This is a genomic window from Hymenobacter chitinivorans DSM 11115, assembly GCF_002797555.1.
GTDB classification, from domain to species: Bacteria; Bacteroidota; Bacteroidia; order Cytophagales; family Hymenobacteraceae; genus Hymenobacter; species Hymenobacter chitinivorans.
Map to the genome: position 1 here is coordinate 2,867,184 of NZ_PGFA01000001.1, position 18,546 is coordinate 2,885,729.

The window sequence follows — 18,546 nt, forward strand, 5'->3', positions numbered from 1 at the left end:
AGTTAGAAGGGCCGGCCTCTGCAACTACTGCTGCGGATGGCCGCCCGGCCGGCAAGCTCCCGGCCCGGGGGCTTTTCTTCTCCACCCGGACTGTACTCCGCAGTCTGGGGCCTAGTCCTCCCCTCTTCTTTTGCCCCGGCGGCGCCGGGGCCGCCTTTCCCCCATGATTCGAAAAATTCTGCTTTCCGCGCTGCTTTTGAGCAGCGCCAGTTCTTCGTACGCCCAGGGCACCGCCAAACCTAAACTGCTGGTCGGCATTATGGTCGACCAGATGCGGGCCGACTACCTGCCCCGCTTCTACGACCAGATGGGCAACGACGGCTTCAAGCGGCTGCTGCGCGAGGGGTTTCAGTGCCGCAACACGCACTACAACTACGTACCGACGGTGACGGGCCCGGGCCACTCTTCGGTGTATACCGGCACCACGCCCCGCTACCACGGCGTGGTGGGCAACTCCTGGTACGACCGGCGCCTGCGCCGCGACGTGTACTGCACCGACGATTCGACGGTGCAGCTCGTGGGCACGGCGAAGGGCATGGGCGTGTCGGCCCGCAACCAGGTGAGCACCACGCTGGGCGACGAAATGAAGATGGTGACGAACGGGCGCAGCAAGGTGCTGGCTTTGTCGCTGAAAGACCGGGCCTCGGCGTTGCCGGCCGGGCACATGGCCGACGGGGCTTTCTGGTTCGACAGCAACACCGGCGACTTTATTTCGAGCACCTACTACATGCCCACGCTGCCGAAGTGGGTGGCCGACTTCAACGCCCAGAAAAAGGCCGACTACTACCGCCAGCAAACCTGGACCCCGCTGCGCGGGCCTGAGGCGTATCGGAACAGCGTGGCCGATTCCAACGCGTTTGAGCGGATTTTCAAGGGCAAAACCGCCGCAACCTTTCCCTACGAGCTTAGCAAGCTGGCCCCGCTGAACCCGCCGGCTTACGAGGCGGTCAACATCTCGCCCTTCGGCAACAACCTGCTCACCGACCTGGCCCTGGCCGCCCTGGCTGGCACCGACCTGGGCCGCGACGAGGTGCCCGACTTGCTGGCCCTCAGCTACTCCAGCCCCGACCCGGTAGGCCACACTTTCGGACCGCTGTCGAAGGAAGAAAATGACGTGTACCTGCGCCTGGACCTGGAAATTGCCCGCCTGCTGCAGGCCCTGGACAAAACCGTGGGCAAGGGCAACTACACCGTCTTCCTGACTGCCGACCACGGGGCCAGCGAAGTACCCAAGTACCTGGCCCAGCACCAGGCGCCCAGCGGGGCCCAGAACCACGCCACGCTCAACAAGGGCGCGGCCGACTTCCTCGTGCAGCAGCTCGGGCCCGGGGCGTGGCTGGAGACGGAGCGCAACAATATGTACTACCTCAACCGGTCCCTCATTGCCAGCCGCAAGCTGGAGCTGGCCCGGGTGCAAAATCTGCTGGCCGACTTCCTGCGCGGCCAGCCCGGCATTGCCCAGGTGAATACCACCGCCCAGCTGCTGACCAGCAGCACGGGGGCTTTCCTGGAAACCAAGCTCCAGAACGGCCTCTACTACCAGCGCTTCGGCGACGTACGCTTCGAGCTGGAGCCCGGCTGGACCTGGGAACTGGGCGTGGGCGCCACCCACGGCTCGGCCTACCTCTACGACAGCCACGTGCCCCTGCTCTGGTTTGGGGCCGGCATCAGCCCGGGCATTAGCTACGAGTACCACGCCATTACCGACATTGCCCCTACGGCCGCCATGCTGGTCGAAAGCAAGCTGCCCAGCGCCTGCACTGGGCAGCCCATCGTGGAAGTGCTTAGCCCGGGAGCGAGTTCGAAGAAGCGGCGCAAGTAGTTCGGCCCGTTCATATTACGCTTTCATTACATCGGGCCCCGGGGATGGTTACTCCGCCCGGTTTGTGCAACTCTGTTATGAAGCCCCGCAATTCCCCCTTCTACCACTTGCCCGCCCGCCTGCAACGCTACCTCCGCAGCCGCCTTACCTCGCCGCGGCAGCAGCGGCGGGAGCAGTGGCTGGACGAACTGGCCGCGGCTACCCCCGACGATGACGAGCTCATCACGCGGGAGCGGGAGGCGGAGCGGCGGGCCCGGATTCTGGAGGAAATCCGGGCCCGCACCCAGCCCTCGGCGCGGGTGCTGCCGCTGTGGCCGGGGCTGCGGGTGGCCGCCGTGCTGCTGCCGTTGCTGGTAGCCGCGGCGGTGCTCTGGCCCCGGCTGCAGACTCCCCAACCGCTGCACTACGCCACCGGCGTGGGCGAGCATCGGGAAGTGGTGCTGCCCGACAGCAGCCACGTCTGGCTCCGACCCCGCTCGGAGCTGACCTGCGCCGCTACGTTTGGGAAGGTGCGCGCCGTACAGTTGCGGGGCGAGGCCTTCTTCGAAGTTACCAAGGACCCCAAGCATCCTTTTGTGGTGCACACGGGCAAGGTGGCGGTAAGGGTTCTGGGCACTTCCTTCCTGGTGAAAGCCTACGCCGCCCTGCCCACCACGACCGTGCTGGTCCGCACCGGCCGGGTGCAGGTGGCCCAGCAGCAGCGCATCCTGGGCGTGCTCCGCCCCCACGACCAGCTTCTCTATAATACCATTACCCAGCAGCTTGCAATTACCCAGAACGAGTATTCCGACCTTTTGCCCACCAGCCGGCTGCTGACTTTTGAGCAGGCCTCCCTGCCCGAAATCCTGCTCTTGCTGGAGAATACCTACCCGATTCATTTCGAACTAGGCCGCGACGCCCCCACCGTGGCCCTGACCGGCAGCCTGGACCCGAGCCTGTCGGCCGACCAGCTGACGGACGTGCTCAACGCCCTGCTGCAGCGCCACCACTTGCATATTACCAAGCGCACGGCCACTACCTACCAGATCCACTAACGCCGCCTTCGGCTTCTTCCTTCCTCCTTTTTTGAAACAGGCTCCCGGCCTGCCGGGCCGCGCCTTGCCCGAACCTTACCCCCGTATGATGCACCTTCACTCCCTACACGCCGCCCGCCCCCGCGGCCGCAACCTATTGCTGGCCAGCACCGTGCTACTGACTTCCATCAGTATACCCCACCTCAGTCAGGCCCAGAAAGCCAGCCGCGAGGTAGCCTACTTCGCCGTGCAAGCGGGCCCGCTGAGCACCGCCCTGCAGCGCCTGCAGCGCGAGGCTGGCGTCAACATCGTGTATGAGGCCACCGACCTACAGCAGGCCAAAGTGGAAGCCACCGAGTTTCGCAGCACCCCGGTCAGCGAGATTCTGCGCCAGCTACTGCGGGGCCAGCCCCTGAACTTCGAGGAAAAGCAGGGCGTGATTATTCTGCAGCCCAGCGTCCCTGCTGCTACTCCAGCCCCCGCGCCCAGCCGCCGGGCCGCCCGGGAAATTAAAGGCAAAGTGACTGATGCTGGCAGCGGCACGGCCCTGCCCGGCGTAACGGTGCTGGTGAAAGGCACCACCGTGGGCGCGGTGACCAACGCCGAGGGCTTTTTCACCCTGGAAGTGCCCGGGGACGCCACCACGCTGGTCTTTTCCTTCGTGGGCTACCTGGCCCAGGAAGTAGCCCTTGGCGACCGGGCCAGCCTCGACGTGGCCCTGGCCGTGGATACCAAAGTACTGAATGACGTGGTGGTCATCGGCTACGGCTCGGCCAAGAAGGGCGAGGTGACCAGCTCGATTACCACCGTGAATCCGCGCGAGTTCAACCGCGGTGTGGTAGCCACCCCCGACCAGATTCTGCAGGGCAAAGTGGCCGGCCTGAACATCACCCGCAGCGGCGACCCAAACGCCACGGCCTCGGTGGTGCTGCGCGGGGCTTCGTCGTTGCGCACGGGCCCGGCCCAGGAGCCGTTTTACGTCATCGACGGGGTGCCGGCGGCCAGCATCAACCTGGTGGCCCCCGACGACATCGTGAGCATCGACGTGCTCAAGGACGCCTCGGCTACGGCCATCTACGGGGCCCGGGCCGCCAACGGGGTTATTATCATTACGACCCGCCGGCAGAAGCCCAACGCGGCCGTGAGTTACAGCGGTTACGTGGGCGTGGAGCAGGTTTCCAACACGATTGACATGCTCAGCGGGGACGAGCTGCGCCGCTATTTGGAGAAGAACAGCAAGAGTTTGAGTCCGGCCGACAACGACGAGGGCACCAGCACCGACTGGCAAAAGGAGGTGATGCGCACCGGCATCAGCCACAACCACACCGTCAGCTACGGCGGGGGCTCGGAGAAGTCGGCCTTCAACGCCAGCGTCAACTACTTCAAGCGGGAGGGCGTGATGAACACTTCCGACAGTGAGCGGCTCATCGGCAAAATCAACCTCGACCAGAAAACCCTCCAGGACAAGCTCCAGCTGCGTTTTACGCTGACCAACTCCCTGCTCAAGCAGCACCTGATTTCAGACTTGGTGTACCGCAACATGTTCACGCATTTGCCCACCACCAACATTCAAAACCCCGACGGCAGCTACAAGGAAAACCTGACCCGCACCCAGTACTACAACCCGGTGGCCCTGCTGGAGCAAAACCAGGAGGAGCGCAAAATCAACACGTTGCTGGGCAACGCCAGCGCCCAGCTCACCATTCTGCCCAACCTGACGAACACGCTCAGCCTCTCGATGCAGAACGAGACGGTGAAGGGCGGGGCCTACCAGGGCCGGGAGTCGCCGGTGCCGAACAGCAACAACGTGACGGGCCTGGCCGCCAAGGGCCTGGCCCGGCGCTACAGCGTGGACAACACCCGCAAAATCCTGGAAAACTACCTGACCTACAACCCGCTCAACACCGAAACCCACGATTTGAAGGTGCTGGTGGGCTACTCCTGGCAGGAAGACAAAAACGGCGACGGGTTCCAGACCGATACCCGCGGCTTCGTGTCGGACCAGCTGGGCTACAACAACCTGAGCCTGGGCAACCCCGGCGGCGTGACGCCCACCTACGACGCGGCCATTGCCGGCTACAGCCTGGGCATCAGCACGCTGCGCCTGATTTCGGGCTACGCCCGCCTCAGTTACGGCTTGCTAGACCGCTACTTTCTGCAAGTGTCGGTGCGGCGCGACGGGTCCTCAGCTTTCGGCGTGAATAACCGCTGGGGCACGTTTCCGGCGGCTTCCTTGGCCTGGAACCTGGCCGGGGAAAACTTCCTCTCGGGCAACCCCAAGCTCACCGAGCTCAAACTGCGCGTGGGCTACGGCGTGACCGGCAACTCCCTGGGCTTCGACCCGCTGATTGCCACCCAGCGCTACAGCAGCGTGGGCACCTTCTACTACAACGGCTCCTTCATCAAGGCCATCGGGCCAACCCAAAATCCCAACCCCGACCTGAAGTGGGAATCGACGGCCATGCTGAACCTGGGCCTGGACTTCGGCCTGTTCAACAACCGCCTCAGCGGCACGGTGGAGTACTACGACAAGCGCACCTCGGACCTGATCTGGAACTACCCGGTGTCGACGACCCAGTACTTCGTCAACACACTCTACGCCAACGTGGGGGAAATCAGCAACAAAGGTCTGGAGCTGACGCTCAACGCCACGCCGGTGCAAACCCGCAGCTTCCAGTGGAGCCTGACCGGCACGCTGGCCCACAACGTGAACAAGGTGGAGAAGCTGGCCAACGAGCAATTCCGCCTCGACCAGGTGTACACGGCCTACCCCGGCGGCTCGGGCCAGAGCGGCATTTCGACCCAGGTGGTGAAAACGGGCTACCCGATTGGGCAGTTTTTCCTGCCCGAATACGCCGGGCGCGACGAAAACGGCCTCTCCCTCTTCTACAAGGCCGACGGCACCACCACCGGCTCCCCGGCCCTGGCCGACTACCGCTACCAGGGCAATGCCCAGCCCAAGCTGCTGTATGGTTTGAGCAACACGGTGAGCTGGAAGAATCTGGATCTGAACTTCTTCCTGCGCGGAGTACAGGGCAACAAGATCCTGAACGCCACGCTGGCCAACCTCAACATCCCGGCCCAGTCGACGGCCAACAACTTGCCGGCCTTTTCCCTGGATGAGCCCTACGCCGACAACCGGGCCAACTACTACTCCAACCGTTACCTCGAAAACGGCGCCTACCTGCGCCTCGACAACGTGACGCTGGGCTATAATCTGCCCCTGCAGAGCGAGTACGTGAAGCGGGCCCGGGTTTACGTGAGCAGCCAGAACCTGCTGACCATTACCAAGTACCGCGGCATCGACCCGGAAATGAACCTGGGCGGCCTCACCCCCGGCCTCGACAACAACAACTTCTACCCCAAGACCCGCTCCTACGTGCTGGGCGTGAACCTGGACTTTTAGAGCCGGACAGGATTCGCACACATAAAGACCGTCATGCTGAGCCTGTCGAAGCATCTCTACCGCAGTGCTACTTCTTAACGCCTGCCCAACGAAGCGGTAGAGATGCTTCGGCTACGGCTGCGCCTTCGCTCAGCATGACAACCTACCTAGATTTTCTACAAACCTCTCCATGCCGACCAACCATACTGCCCGCTTCCTGACCCTGGCCACGGCCCTGACCGCGCTGCTCACCGCCGCCGGCTGCACCGACCTGGACGCGCCCATCGAATCGGAATACACGCCCAGCAACTTCCTGACCACGCCCGAGCAGTTCATTGCCGCCTCCGGGCCGGTGTATAGCCAGATGCGCGGGGAAGTAGCCAAAGCCTACTGGAACCTGCAGGAGCTCAGCACCGACGAGGCCGTGATTGTGGCCCGCAACGGCAACTACTACGACGGGGCCCGCTACCAGCAGCTGAGTTTGCACACCTGGAACCCCCAGAACGAATTCGTGCGCGTGGCCTGGGAATGGGGCTTCAGCGGCATCAGCACCTGCAACCGCACCCTGGCCTTGTTTCAGAATACCGCCGACGGGGCCTTTAAAACCCAGTTTACGGCCGAGCTGCGCACCATGCGGGCCCTGTACTACTACATGATGATGGACCTCTACGGCAACATCCCGCTGGTGCCCGAGTTTGGCTCCACCGAGCAGCCGACCAACGCCAGTCGCCAGCAGGTGTTCGACTACATCGAGCGGGAACTGAAGGAGGCCCTGCCCAACCTGTCGGCCGAGGTGTCGGCCCAGACCTACGGGCGGCCCACCCAGGGCACGGCCCAGGCCTTGCTGGCCAAGCTGTATTTGAATGCCGAAGTCTACACCGGGCAGGCGCGGTACACCGAGGCCATTGCGGCCTGCAACGCCCTTATCAAGGGCAAGAAGTACAGTCTGGCGGCCAATTACCTGGACGTGTTTGCGGTGGAAAACGGGCCCCAGGTCAACGAAATCATCTTCGCCGTGCCCTTCGACGCCAACCTGGCCCAGGGCAACATGATGTCGCGCTTTGCCCTGCACCAGGAAATGAAGAACAAGTTCGGCTTGCTCTTCACCCCCAGCAACGCCAGCCTGACCTGGCCCGAGTTCTTTGCCTTGTATAAGGAGCCCACCGACACCCGCAACCAGCAGTGGCTCTCGGGCAAGCAGTACCTGGCCGACGGCCGCACGCCCGTGCTCATTGCCACCACCAAGAAGGGCCTGGACTCGCGCTACACCGGGGCCGACGGCAACGACAAAATCAACTACCACCTGGAGCTCAGCAACCAGCTCACCTTCCGCGACGCGGCCAAGTTCGACGTGGGCAACGACGAGCTGGGCAAGGCCCAGGGCACGCGCAACATCAAGTACTACCCCGACAAGTCGTCCACTTCCCGCGACCAGGGCAACGATTTGGTGCTGCTGCGCTACGCCGACGTGCTGCTGATGAAGGCCGAAGCCCTGCTCCGCGGCGGCCAGGACCCCGACGGCGCCACGGCCAAAGACCTCGTGAACCAGGTCCGCAGCCGGGCCCAGGTGCCGGCCCTGACGACCGTGGATTTGACCAGCCTCTTCGAGGAGCGCAGCCGCGAAATGGCCTGGGAAGGCTGGCGCCGCACCGACTTGATCCGCTTCGGCAAGTGGGAAGCCGTGTGGGGCCAGGGTCTGAAAACCAACGCCGAAACCTACCGCCGCATCTTCCCCATCCCCACCACCGAGCTGACGCTCAACGTCCGCCTCAAGCAGAACCCCAACTACTAACCTTCTTTCACCCTCAACCCCAACCAACCCCTATGAAACCATTCTTTTCCAAGGCGGCCCTGCTTGCCACGGGCCTCACGCTCGCGGCCCTGACGGGCTGCGACAAAACCGCCGAGCAGCCGGACGTAGCGCCCAAAGCCGCGGCGCAGTCGGCAGCTGCTACAGCCGCCTTCAAAGCCGGCCTGGCCCTGCGCTGGGCCCCGGTGCACTACCAGGATACCGACGTAACCGGGGACCATGGTCTGAGCGGTAAAGGCGACTACCTGACGGCCATCAACTTCGACGGCGACTGGGTGGGCACCAACAACTGGAACAACCTGGCCTCGCGCACGGCGGCGGCGCACGGCTACTACTCGGTGGTCGAAACCAGCACGCACTGGTTTATTACCTACGCCTTCTTCCACCCCCGCGACTGGACCGACAACGTGCTGCTCTACAACATTGACGAGCACGAGAATGACCTGGAAGGCCTGCTGGCCGTGGTGAAAAAGGACGGCAGCACCTATGGCAACCTGCAGGGCATCGTCACGGTAGCCCACTCCGACTTCTACTCCTTCGTGCCCGCTGGCTCGCCGCTGCAAGCTAATCAGGAGGACCTCGACGGCAGCCTGACGATGGAGCAGTTCAACGGCGGCCTGCACCCCGTGACGGCCCAGGAGGCCAAGGGCCACGGTCTGAAGGCCTTCCCGTACTACAAGCTCAACGGCGACGGTATCAAGTATTTCCCCTCGGCCACGGTGGCCGAAGCCCCGGCCTCGGCCGACGACCGGGACGTACGCTACAAGCTCGTCGACATCTTCGAGCCCAACGGCCTCTGGGAGCAGCGCTTCAACACGGCCCTGTTTACCAGCCCCGACGGCGGCTTCGTGAAAAGCAAGGGCAACGGCGGGGCCAACGCCCCCTGGGCCTGGGACGACGGCAACGACGTACCCGGCCGCGGCGAGCTGGCCACCGACCCGGCTAAGCTCGTGAACAGCTACTTCAAAAACCTGGGCTCGTTCGACCTGAACTACATCGACAATCCCTACAAGGGAATCATTGCCCGCTAACCAGCCGGTTATAATCAGCAACAAGAGCCTTCTGCACGATGCGGAAGGCTCTTTTCTGTTTTACCCGTAGTCTAGTAGAACGCAAAAAGTGGAGCGGTTAGTCCTCGCTGGTCGTGGTGTGGGTGGCCGGGTAGCCGGCTTCTTCCAGCGCCTGCTTGATGGCGGGCCAGTCGGGCTCGGCACCGGTGGCGGAGGCCACGTGGACCTGCCCATCGGTTATCTGGTCGACCAGCAGGTGGTGGTTTTGCAGGATTTCGCGCACCGTTACTAGGCTTTCCGGGGTGGTCATGACGGGCACCTCAATGCTGTAGCGGACTAGCTGGGTGTTGTTGGCGGAGGGGTCGGAGAAGGAAGTTGCCATGACCTGGAAGGTAAGATGGGTGGGAAGTTCGGATCCAGTAGCGAGGATTCTTCCTAACGGTGTACTAAGCTGGCGGGCTTTGGTTGCGGCGCAGCTGCGGCACCGCCGCCATTTTGTCCCGGTTTGCGGGGTCACGGAGCCTGCTTCGGGTTAGTTTCCTGCGCAAGCAAGGCTATGCGTGCAGTTTTAGGGCCGGAGTACCAGCTCCTTCGGCGGCCCTTTTAGCCTTCATATTCGTAGAGTCTGCTCATCCGCTTCGTTTTGCTCCCGCATGCCCTGCCTCGCCACTTCCGAACGTTACACCCTGGACTTACCCGTCGGCCACCGCTTCCCCATTGCCAAGTACGAGCTGATTCGGGAGCAACTGCTCTGGCAAGGCATTGCCCCACCCCACGATTTCTACGACCCGGGCCTGTGTGCCGAGGAAGACGTGCTACGGGTGCACACCATGGAATACTGGCACAAAGTGCGCGACCAGCAGCTTTCGGCCGCCGAGGTGCGTCGCCTGGGCTTGCCCCAGAGCGAGCGGCTGGTGCTCCGGTCGTTGAGTAGCTCGGCCGGCACGGTGCAGTCGGCGCGGCGGGCCCTGCGGGATGGGGTGGCCCTGAACCTGGCCGGGGGTACCCACCACGCCTTTGCCGACCGGGGCGAAGGATTTTGCGTGCTCAACGACATTGCCATTGCCGCCGCCCATTTGCTCCATCACGGCCTCGCGCGGCAGGTGCTGGTCGTGGACCTGGACGTGCACCAGGGCGACGGCACGGCCAGCATTTTCCGCCACGAGCCCCGGGTGTTTACCTTCAGCATGCACGCCGGGGCCAATTATCCGCTGCGCAAGGAGCAGTCGGACCTGGACGTGGCCCTGCCCCTGGGCCTCGACGACGCGGGCTACCTGCGGCAGCTCACCGGCGTGCTGCCCAGCTTGGTAGACAGCGTGCAGCCCGACTTCATCTTTTTCCAGGCCGGCGTGGATGTGCTGGCCACCGACAAGCTCGGCAAGCTGGCCCTGACCAAGGCCGGCTGCCGCGCCCGGGACGAATTCGTATTGGGCCTCTGCCGGCAGCGCGGCCTGCCGGTGGCCGTGAGCATGGGCGGCGGCTACTCCGAGCGAATCGGCGACATCGTGGATGCGCACTGCAATACCTTTCGGGTGGCGTATGAGCTCTATGGTGAATAAGTGAAGTGGTGAATGGAGAAATTGATGGACTAGTGGGCAGCTGTACGGCGCCTGCCTTCCTGCTTACCTTTGCCTTATGAACCTGCACAACCCCGCCACCGACCTTCCTGCCGCCAACTCCCTGCCCGTCCGGGCCCCGGAGCCGGCCCCGGGTACGCCCGCCCAGCAGGCTTTTCGCCAAGCCATTCAGGATGTGGAAAACCTGCGGGAACGGCTACGGGAGCTGGAAGAAGGCCAATCGGAAGCCCGGCGGCGGTACTGGCAGCAGGTCGGGCCGCTGGCCCAAACGGTGGTAGCGGCCCGGCGCGGCCTGTTTGCGCCTCTGGAAGAAGCTCTGCTCCTGCCCTACTTCAGCCGGGCCGAGTTGCGGCAGTTGGAGGAGCTGATTTTGCACAACGCCCAATCCCTGCACGAGCGGTTTGGGGAGGACGTCACCGACGTCTTTCAGCGCCACGCCCCCACGGCTAGTCCTCCGGCCGCAGAAGAGCCCACCACCGGCCCGCAGGCGGGGCCCACCACCGACGCCCGAGCAGAGGCCGGCCCGACCAAGCGCAAAACCAAGGGCAAGAAGGCCCGGGAAGCCGAAAAAGCCGCCCAGGAAGAGCAGCAGAAGCTGCTGGGCAACACCAAGAACTTATACCGCCAGCTGGCCCGCGCCAACCACCCCGACCTGGAGCGGGACCCGCTGCTGGCCCAGGAAAAGACGGAGCGGATGCAGCGCATCACCCGGGCCTACGAGGCCAACGACCTCTACACGCTGCTGCAGCTGCTCTCGGAACACGCCCCGGGCCAGGCCGATGCCGAATCGGAAGACCTGCTGGCCCGCTACACCCAGGCCCTGCGCCAGCAGCAAGACGAGCTCAAGCAGCGCATGAACGAGCTCAAGTACGGCACCAGCAGCGCCTTTGCCGCCACGGGCAAAAAACAGGAAGCCGAGCTGCGCCAAGTCAAGCGCCACCTGCGAGCCGAAGCCGAGTACCTCCAGCGCGTCGAGCAACTCATCCAAGACCCCGAAAACCTGCGCGACCTGCTCCGCCAGCTCGCCACCGAAGGAAACAGCATTTAATGTGCGAATGGTTAATGTGGTGGAATGTGGAGAATGTGCGGAATGAATACCCGTGTCCTTGCGAGGCCGAAATCCGAAGCACGTCGTCCGCTGAAATGTGCGGCGCCTTCTAGTGTAAAAAGCTTTTTCTCGTTGCTACGGGAAAGAGCTTTCTGGTAAAAGGGCGAGACGACCTGCGTAGCGGATGGGTGGCCGCACCTCGCTCGCCATGACCCATTCCCCACATTCTACCCATTCCCCACATTCTACACATTCCCCACATTAAAAATTAGCCCATTACCCTTCACCCAGGAACTCCACCACCTGCTGCAAAACCGTCGGGTCGCGCATGATGCGGTTGTGGCCCAGGCCCTGAGTAGGCCGAAAGTCGAGGCCGGGCCAGCTGCGGGCAATGGCCTCGGCCTCCTGGAAAGGAATGGTTTCATCGGCCCGGTCGTGGAGCAGCAGGGCCCGCTCGGCCGGCACCTGGTGGCCGACCTGGGTAAGGCTGTAGCTTTCGGCCGTGCGGCCGTGGCGGGCTTCGGCAAATTCCACCAGGCGCGCGGCGACCTTGGCCGGCAGCTGTAGCAACTCGGCAAAGCGCCCGAACACGGCCGGCGTGCTGCCCGGCACGCTGAGCAGCACCAGCCGCGGCAGCAATTGCCCACCATTGAAGTACACCGGCAGCCCCGCCGTGGCCGCCGCCCCAAACGAGTGAGCCACCACGCCCCAGATGGGCCCCACCGCGTCGGCCACCGCCTGAATGGCGGCCCCAAACAGGGGCAACGTGGTGCGCCGCCCCGAAGAGGCCCCGTGGGCGGGCCCGTCGAATGCCACGACCCGGTAGCCGGCGGCGGCTAGTCCCTGCGCCAGGGCGCCCCAGAAACTGGCCCGATGCTCCCAGCCGTGCACCAGCAGCACGGTGCAGGCCCCGGCCGGGTTCCACTCGTAGGCCACCAGCTGCCCCTGGCCAAAGGCCACCTCGAAGCGGCTTGCTTCAGCCAGGGCGGCGGCTTCCCAGGCCTTCACCGGCAGCCGGCGTGGCGTGGTAAACAGCCGCCAGGCTGATTGAAACGCGGCCGTCGTGGATACGGCCGCCAACAGCCGAAACTTCAGGCGCAGCAGCTTCAGAGCCGGGGGTACCGGGGGCGGTGCGGACGTGGTAGCAGTAGTCATGGCGGCAAATATCCGCACTTCCCGCCGACTCAGCGGCCGGCCGACGAGCTTAGTCTTCCTGCTCGCTGAGACGGGCCAGCAGCTCTTCCACTTGCCGCTCCAGCCGCGTCAGGCGCTCCTCCAGCGTGGACGGGGGCCGCAAATGGGTGGTAAATACGGCCTTCACTTCCCAGATTTCCAGGGCTTGGTCGAGGGCAAACTCCTCGGTGCCGTAGTCGGGATTGTCGGCCCGCAACCGTAGGTGGGTATCGGAAATTCGCTCGGCCAGGCGGCGCACCAGCAGCTTGCTCTGGGTCACGAAGGCGTAAATGCGCTGCACCCGCAGGTTGGGCGCGGCCAGGTCCACGCGGCGGCACAGGATTACGTCCTGGTGGCGCAGGCCCTGCTGCTGGTGCTGCATTTCGGCCCCGACGATTTCAAAGGCGCGGGTGGCCGGCCCCAGGCTGTGCGGAAACGTGAGCGGGGGCAGCGCATCAAGAAAGGCCGCGTTGTGGTGCTGCACAATGTATTCGAGCAGGCGGCGGGCGGGCACGAAAGGCGTTACCGCGGCTTGCTGGTCGGCCAGGGCGGCGGGTTTGGCAGCCGGCACCGGCGCAGCCTCCTTCTGGTAAATATCGAAGTGGTAGAGCTCGTTTACGGTCAGTTCTTTCGTAAGTAGCAAGTCTACCGATAAGCCAAAATGCTGAGCAATCTGAATCAGCGTCTCCATTTTGGGCTCGGAGCGGCCTTCTTCATAAGCACCCACACTGGGCCGGGCCAGGCCAAATAATTCCGCAAAAGCCGCCTGACTCAGCTTTTTAACCGTTCTGATCTTGCGAATGTTCTTACCAACGTAGGACATAGCAGGGGAAAAATATTTCGCTCAAAGCTTGAGCACATCTAAAACTTTGAGTACTCTTGCACCGTAAAGCTACCACATAACCCAGAACCTGGTTGCTAAGCCCGCTATTTTTTTGAGCCATTAGCTAAAATCCGCCCCCCTGCTCATACTCTATCCAGCTTTTGCTACTTTCTGCTTATTCTTCCACTTCATTGCTTTATATGGCCGACGCCTACTTCACCAAAATTCACCGCTACTTACTGGAGCTCGGCTTCGCCGTTCACCACCAGGACCCGGCCACCAACATTCTGGTCGTGAGCCGGCCCGAACTGGGCATTGAGCACCTGGTGCTGGGCTGCGGTGAGCCCCTGCTGATTCTGGAGCAACACCTGCTGGATTTGCCTGGCCCGAGCTGCGAGGTGTACCAGCGCCTGCTCCAGAAAAACCGCGACATCATTCACGGCGCCTTCGTGCTCGACGACTCGGGCCGCAAGGTCATTTTCCGCGATACGCTGCAGCTCGAATACCTCGACCTGCCCGAGCTGGAAGCGGTATTCAACTCCCTAGCCCTGCTGCTAAGCGAATTCAGCGACGAGCTGATTGCCTTTTCGAAAGCCTAAACCCCGTAGTCCAACCCGCCATGAACATTTTCAGCCGCCTCTTCAAAATCGGGCAGTCGGAAGCCCATTCCGCCGTCGACCAACTGGAAGATCCTATCAAAATGACCGAGCAGGGCCTGCGCGACCTGCGCCAGGACCTCGACAAAAGCCTGCACGCCCTGGCCGAAGTGAAGGCTATGGTTATCCGGGCCCGCAACGAGGGGGCCGATTTCCGCGCCAAGGCCCTGGACTACGAAAACAAGGCCGTGCTCCTGCTCCAGCGGGCCCACAAGGGTGATTTGCCCACGGCCGAGGCCGACCGGCTGGCCGGCGAAGCCCTGCTGAAAAAAGCCGAAAACGAGGCCCACGCCACCCGCGCGGCCGCCGATCAGGAGAAGCTTGCCGCCTCGGCCACCCAGCTCGACCAGAACGTGCAGCAGCTCAAGCAAACCATCAGTCAGTGGGAAAACGAGCTCAAAACGCTCAAGGCCCGCGTCACGGTGAGCACCGCCACGAAGACCATCAACCAGCAGCTGGCCCAGATTGACTCCTCGGGCACGGTGAGCTTGCTCGAGCGGATGAAGGAGCGCGTGGCCGCCGAGGAAGCCCTGGCCGAATCCTACGGACAGATTGCCCAGCAAAACCGCTCCGTCGACCAGGAAATCGACAAGGCCCTGCAGCAGAGCAGCACCGGGCAGGTCGCCACCGACCTGCAGGCTCTCAAGGACAAGCTGGGACTCAATTCGCCGCCGCAGTAACCCCGGCCCGCTGGCCCGGCCCCCGCTGGGACTTCGGGGTGGCGGGTTGACCCGCGCAGCATTTTTCCTACCTTTAAGCTGCCCTCCCTATGCCGATGACCGAATTAGCCCAAGCCGCCGTTTTACCGCCAAATTTGCTGGCAACGGGGTTGCTGATTTTCGTGCTGCTCTACTGGCTCACGGTTATTCTGGGCCTGCTCGACTTTAAAACCCTGGATTTGCACGTTGAGGGCGGCCACGACGTGCCCCACGATGCCGCCCTGAGCGTGAGCTGGCTCAATCACGCCCTGGCGTTTTTCAACCTGGGCCGGGTACCGCTGATGGTGTTTCTGAGTTTTGTGGCTCTGCCCCTTTGGGCCGGCAGCATTCTGCTCAACTATTACGCCCACAACACTTCCTGGCTGCTGGGCCTGGCGTTTTTGCTGCCGCTGCTGGTGGGCAGCCTGCTCGTGGCCAAAGTGCTAACCACGCCGTTTGTGCGGCTCTTTGCTACCTTGGAACAAGACCAGGCCGGCGCTACCAATCCCATTGGCAAGGTTTGCACGGTGCTGCTGCCGGCCTCGCAACACCACCTGGGCCAAGCCGTGGTCCGAACCAACGGCGACACGCTGATGCTCAACGTGAAAGTGGCCTCCGACGCCGAGCTGCTTAAGGGCGACACCGCCCTGGTTATCGACTACAGCGCAACCGGCCGCTGCTACCTTATCGAACCCTACGACTCCCATTAACCCGGCATTCTTATCCTAACCGCTACCGTCCCTAGTATGACTACCCGTGTATTTCCCGCCAAAATTAGCTGGTGGCTTTTCGGCCCCATCCTGGCGCTGCTGCTCGGCAACGCGGCCTACGCTGTGCTGGCCGGCGAGTGGCTGAAAGCCCTGATTCCGTTGAGTGCCGGGGCGTTTGTCGCCTTTCTGCTGCTGAGCACGCGCTACACGCTCACCGACGCCGAGCTGCACGTGACGGCAGGGCCGTTTGCCTGGCGAGTACCGGTGCAGAGCATTACCCGAATCCGGCCCACGCACAACCCGCTCAGCTCCCCGGCGCCCTCGCTCGACCGACTCGAAATCAGTTATCATACCTTTAACAAGCTCCTGATTTCGCCCCGCGACAAAGCTGCTTTCGTAGCGGCCCTGCAACAGCTCAACCCGGCAATTGTGCTGGAATAATTTCGCCGGCCACGTTGCTGCGCCGCCTACCCCAAACCCGTCTTTCGTTTTTCAACTCCTTCATTTGCCCGTACTTCTATTCCCCTTTTTATGATTGGTCAACTCTCTTTCGCCGTGCTGGTAGTGCTTGGGGTTTTGCTGCTGGGCATCATCGCCATTGTGGTGCGCATGTACCAAAAGGCCGTACAGGGCGAGGCCCTGGTGCGCACCGGTCTGGGCGACACGAAAGTCTCGTTCAGCGGTATTTTCGTGATTCCGGTGCTGCACAAACTCGAGGTGATGGACATCACCCTCAAAAACATGGTCATTGCCCGGGCTGGCTCCGAGGGCCTGGTCTGCAAAGACAACCTGCGGGCCGACGTAAAAGTCAACTTCTTCGTGCGCGTCAACAAAACCCACGACGACGTGGTGCAGGTGGCCCAGAGCATTGGCTGCCGCCGCGCCTCCGACCCCACGGCTCTGGAAAACCTGTTCGACGCCAAGTTCTCGGAAGCCCTGAAAACGGTGGGCAAGCAGTTCGACTTTATTGAGCTCTACAACTCGCGGGAGCAGTTTAAGCAGGAAATCCTGCGCATCATCGGCACCGATTTGAACGGCTACGTACTCGACGACTGCGCCATCGACTACCTGGAGCAAACCCCGCTGACGGCCCTCAACCAGGACAACATTCTGGATGCCGAAGGTATCAAGAAGATTGTGGCCCTGACTTCGGAGCAGAAGATTCAGGCCAACTCCATTGCCCGCGAGATGCAGAAAACCATCAAGAAGCAGGACGTGGAAGCCCAGGAAACCATTCTGCAGCTCGATAAGCAGCTGGTGGAAAATCAGGAAAAGCAGAAGCGCGAAATTGCCAACATCAAGGCCCGCGAGCTGGCCGAAACCGAGAAGGTGCAGCAGGAAGAGAAGCTCAAATCTGAAAAAGCCCGCATTGCGACGGAAGAGGAAGTTGGCATTGCCCAGCAAAACCGCGACCGGCAGGTGCTGGTAGCCGAGCGCAACAAGCAGCGCACCGACGCGGTGGAAACCGAGCGGGTAGCCCAGGCCAAAGCCCTGGAAGCCAACGAGCGGGAGCGGATTGTGGCCCTGGCCCAGATTGAGAAGGAAAAGGCCCTGGAAGAAGAGAAAAAGAACATCCAGACCATTATCCGGGAGCGAATCGTGGTGGAAAAAGCCACGGTGCAGGAGGAGGAGAAAATCAAGGACACCCGCGCCCAGGCCCAGGCCGAGCGCGAAAAGCTGGTGGCCCTCACCGCCGCCCAGCAGCAGAACGACACGGCCACCATCAACTTCGTGGGCAACGCTGAAATGGAGAAGCAGGGGGCCGAATTCCGCGCCAAGCAGGCCCTGATTGACGCCGAAGCCGAAAAAGCCGCCGCCGAGTTCAAGGGTCAGGCCATCCGGATTCTGGCCGAAGCCGAAGCCAGCAAGGCCACGGCCGTGGGCCTGGCCGAGGCCCAGGTGATGCAGGCCAAGGCCACCGCCCGCCAGAAGGAAGGCGAAACCCAGGCTACCGTATTGCAGCTTACCGCCACGGCCGAAGCCCAGGCCATTCAGGCCAAAGCCGGGGCCCAGGCCGAAGCCGACGAGAAGCTGGGCCTGGTAGCGGCCAAAATCAACCGCGAAAAAGGCCTGGCCGACGCCGACATCATCCAGGCCCGCGCCGACGCCGACCAGAAGAAGGGCCTGGCCGAAGCCGCCGTATCGGAGCAGAAGTTTGCGGTGGAAGCCAAGGGCATCGAAGCCAAGGCCGACGCCATGAAAAAGCTCGACGGGGTGGGCAAAGACCACGAGGAGTTCAAGCTGCGCCTCGACAAGGACAAGTCGGTGGAGCTGGCCCAGATCAACATTCAGAAGGACATTGCCGCCTCCCAGGCCGAGGTGATTGGCGAGGCCCTCAAAGCTGCCAAAATCGACATTGTGGGCGGCGAAACCATGTTCTTCGACCAAATTATCGGCTCAATTACCAAGGGCAAGATGGTGGACCGGACCGTGCACAACAGCGAAGTGCTGGGCACCGTGAAAGACGCCTTCTTCTCGCTGGACGGCGGCGGCGACTTCAAAACCAACCTGCGCCGCTTCGTGGACCAGTTCGGTTTCTCGGCCGAGGAAGTAAAGAACCTGAGCGTGTCGGCCCTGCTGCTGAAGATGATGAACAAAGCCGGCGACGACGCCACGCGCAACACCATCACGGAGCTGGCCAGCACGGCCGTGGCCCTGGGTATTGGCGACAAGCCGGCCAAGATGCTGGAGCTGAAGTAAGGAAAATAGACCTCTCTTAAACTAGCGCTAAAAACTAGCTCCCCTCCTCAGATGACTCGGCGCATAAAGCCGACCGGGGTTGGGGTGGTTGAAACACCAGAACAACTACTAGAGCTAGATT

Annotated in this window: 15 protein-coding genes; 12 read left to right on the top strand and 3 right to left on the bottom strand. The window is 62.7% G+C overall.

What is annotated here, in order from left to right:
- Positions 1-163 precede the first annotated feature (163 nt).
- The 5 genes from pafA (at position 164) to CLV45_RS12115 (ending at position 9,061) form a co-directional block, all read left to right on the top strand.
- The gene (pafA, locus tag CLV45_RS12095; protein WP_100336607.1) at positions 164-1,822 is read left to right on the top strand and encodes an alkaline phosphatase PafA; all 1,659 of its coding nucleotides are present in this window, start codon (positions 164-166) and stop codon (positions 1,820-1,822) included.
- Between the two features lie 77 nt (positions 1,823-1,899).
- Positions 1,900-2,856, top strand: coding sequence for a FecR family protein (locus CLV45_RS12100; RefSeq protein WP_157807440.1), 957 nt, complete (start codon positions 1,900-1,902; stop codon positions 2,854-2,856).
- Positions 2,857-2,941: 85 nt separating this feature from the next.
- Positions 2,942-6,241, top strand: a complete 3,300-nt coding sequence (locus CLV45_RS12105; RefSeq protein ID WP_157807441.1) for a SusC/RagA family TonB-linked outer membrane protein — start codon at positions 2,942-2,944, stop codon at positions 6,239-6,241.
- 169 nt (positions 6,242-6,410) lie between these two features.
- Positions 6,411-8,012, top strand: coding sequence for a RagB/SusD family nutrient uptake outer membrane protein (locus CLV45_RS12110; RefSeq protein ID WP_100336610.1), 1,602 nt, complete (start codon positions 6,411-6,413; stop codon positions 8,010-8,012).
- 32 nt (positions 8,013-8,044) lie between these two features.
- Positions 8,045-9,061, top strand: a complete 1,017-nt coding sequence (locus CLV45_RS12115; RefSeq protein WP_100336611.1) for a hypothetical protein — start codon at positions 8,045-8,047, stop codon at positions 9,059-9,061.
- Positions 9,062-9,158: 97 nt separating this feature from the next.
- Here CLV45_RS12115 and CLV45_RS12120 read toward each other — a convergent pair whose 3' ends face one another.
- Positions 9,159-9,422 carry a hypothetical protein gene (locus CLV45_RS12120; RefSeq protein ID WP_100336612.1) on the bottom strand — a complete coding sequence of 88 codons (264 nt, stop codon included), beginning with the start codon at positions 9,420-9,422 and terminating at the stop codon, positions 9,159-9,161.
- Positions 9,423-9,693: 271 nt separating this feature from the next.
- Between CLV45_RS12120 and CLV45_RS12125 the strand changes: the two genes are divergently transcribed.
- Positions 9,694-10,599, top strand: a complete 906-nt coding sequence (locus tag CLV45_RS12125) for a histone deacetylase family protein (RefSeq protein ID WP_100336613.1) — start codon at positions 9,694-9,696, stop codon at positions 10,597-10,599.
- A gap of 76 nt (positions 10,600-10,675) precedes the next feature.
- The gene (locus CLV45_RS12130; protein ID WP_100336614.1) at positions 10,676-11,665 is read left to right on the top strand and encodes a hypothetical protein; all 990 of its coding nucleotides are present in this window, start codon (positions 10,676-10,678) and stop codon (positions 11,663-11,665) included.
- A gap of 276 nt (positions 11,666-11,941) precedes the next feature.
- Here the strand turns inward: CLV45_RS12130 and CLV45_RS12135 are convergent, their stop codons facing one another.
- Together CLV45_RS12135 and CLV45_RS12140 are read right to left on the bottom strand one after the other, a co-directional pair.
- Positions 11,942-12,820 (bottom strand): alpha/beta fold hydrolase, encoded by an 879-nt coding sequence (locus CLV45_RS12135; protein WP_100336615.1) that lies wholly within the window; start codon positions 12,818-12,820, stop codon positions 11,942-11,944.
- A 49-nt stretch (positions 12,821-12,869) separates the two neighbouring features.
- The gene (locus CLV45_RS12140; protein WP_100336616.1) at positions 12,870-13,661 is read right to left on the bottom strand and encodes an XRE family transcriptional regulator; all 792 of its coding nucleotides are present in this window, start codon (positions 13,659-13,661) and stop codon (positions 12,870-12,872) included.
- A gap of 200 nt (positions 13,662-13,861) precedes the next feature.
- Between CLV45_RS12140 and CLV45_RS12145 the strand changes: the two genes are divergently transcribed.
- The 5 genes from CLV45_RS12145 (at position 13,862) to CLV45_RS12165 (ending at position 18,425) form a co-directional block, all read left to right on the top strand.
- Positions 13,862-14,260, top strand: coding sequence for a type III secretion system chaperone family protein (locus tag CLV45_RS12145; RefSeq protein ID WP_100336617.1), 399 nt, complete (start codon positions 13,862-13,864; stop codon positions 14,258-14,260).
- 20 nt (positions 14,261-14,280) lie between these two features.
- The gene (locus CLV45_RS12150) at positions 14,281-14,997 is read left to right on the top strand and encodes a PspA/IM30 family protein (RefSeq protein WP_100336618.1); all 717 of its coding nucleotides are present in this window, start codon (positions 14,281-14,283) and stop codon (positions 14,995-14,997) included.
- A gap of 134 nt (positions 14,998-15,131) precedes the next feature.
- Complete coding sequence (locus CLV45_RS12155) at positions 15,132-15,725, top strand: hypothetical protein (RefSeq protein WP_170061847.1); 594 nt, start codon at positions 15,132-15,134, stop codon at positions 15,723-15,725.
- Between the two features lie 36 nt (positions 15,726-15,761).
- Positions 15,762-16,166: a PH domain-containing protein gene (locus CLV45_RS12160; protein WP_100336620.1), complete on the top strand. Its 405-nt coding sequence runs from the start codon at positions 15,762-15,764 to the stop codon at positions 16,164-16,166.
- A 90-nt stretch (positions 16,167-16,256) separates the two neighbouring features.
- Positions 16,257-18,425 (top strand): flotillin family protein, encoded by a 2,169-nt coding sequence (locus CLV45_RS12165; protein ID WP_100336621.1) that lies wholly within the window; start codon positions 16,257-16,259, stop codon positions 18,423-18,425.
- Positions 18,426-18,546 lie beyond the last annotated feature (121 nt).

Excerpts from the sequence above, each read along its gene's own strand:
- pafA (WP_100336607.1), top strand. The coding sequence starts at position 164 with ATGATTCGAAAAATTCTGCTTTCCGCGCTGCTTTTGAGCAGCGCCAGT.
- CLV45_RS12100 (WP_157807440.1), top strand. The coding sequence starts at position 1,900 with ATGAAGCCCCGCAATTCCCCCTTCTACCACTTGCCCGCCCGCCTGCAA.
- CLV45_RS12105 (WP_157807441.1), top strand. The coding sequence starts at position 2,942 with ATGATGCACCTTCACTCCCTACACGCCGCCCGCCCCCGCGGCCGCAAC.
- CLV45_RS12110 (WP_100336610.1), top strand. The coding sequence starts at position 6,411 with ATGCCGACCAACCATACTGCCCGCTTCCTGACCCTGGCCACGGCCCTG.
- CLV45_RS12115 (WP_100336611.1), top strand. The coding sequence starts at position 8,045 with ATGAAACCATTCTTTTCCAAGGCGGCCCTGCTTGCCACGGGCCTCACG.
- CLV45_RS12120 (WP_100336612.1), bottom strand. The coding sequence starts at position 9,422 with ATGGCAACTTCCTTCTCCGACCCCTCCGCCAACAACACCCAGCTAGTC.
- CLV45_RS12125 (WP_100336613.1), top strand. The coding sequence starts at position 9,694 with ATGCCCTGCCTCGCCACTTCCGAACGTTACACCCTGGACTTACCCGTC.
- CLV45_RS12130 (WP_100336614.1), top strand. The coding sequence starts at position 10,676 with ATGAACCTGCACAACCCCGCCACCGACCTTCCTGCCGCCAACTCCCTG.
- CLV45_RS12135 (WP_100336615.1), bottom strand. The coding sequence starts at position 12,820 with ATGACTACTGCTACCACGTCCGCACCGCCCCCGGTACCCCCGGCTCTG.
- CLV45_RS12140 (WP_100336616.1), bottom strand. The coding sequence starts at position 13,661 with ATGTCCTACGTTGGTAAGAACATTCGCAAGATCAGAACGGTTAAAAAG.
- CLV45_RS12145 (WP_100336617.1), top strand. The coding sequence starts at position 13,862 with ATGGCCGACGCCTACTTCACCAAAATTCACCGCTACTTACTGGAGCTC.
- CLV45_RS12150 (WP_100336618.1), top strand. The coding sequence starts at position 14,281 with ATGAACATTTTCAGCCGCCTCTTCAAAATCGGGCAGTCGGAAGCCCAT.
- CLV45_RS12160 (WP_100336620.1), top strand. The coding sequence starts at position 15,762 with ATGACTACCCGTGTATTTCCCGCCAAAATTAGCTGGTGGCTTTTCGGC.
- CLV45_RS12165 (WP_100336621.1), top strand. The coding sequence starts at position 16,257 with ATGATTGGTCAACTCTCTTTCGCCGTGCTGGTAGTGCTTGGGGTTTTG.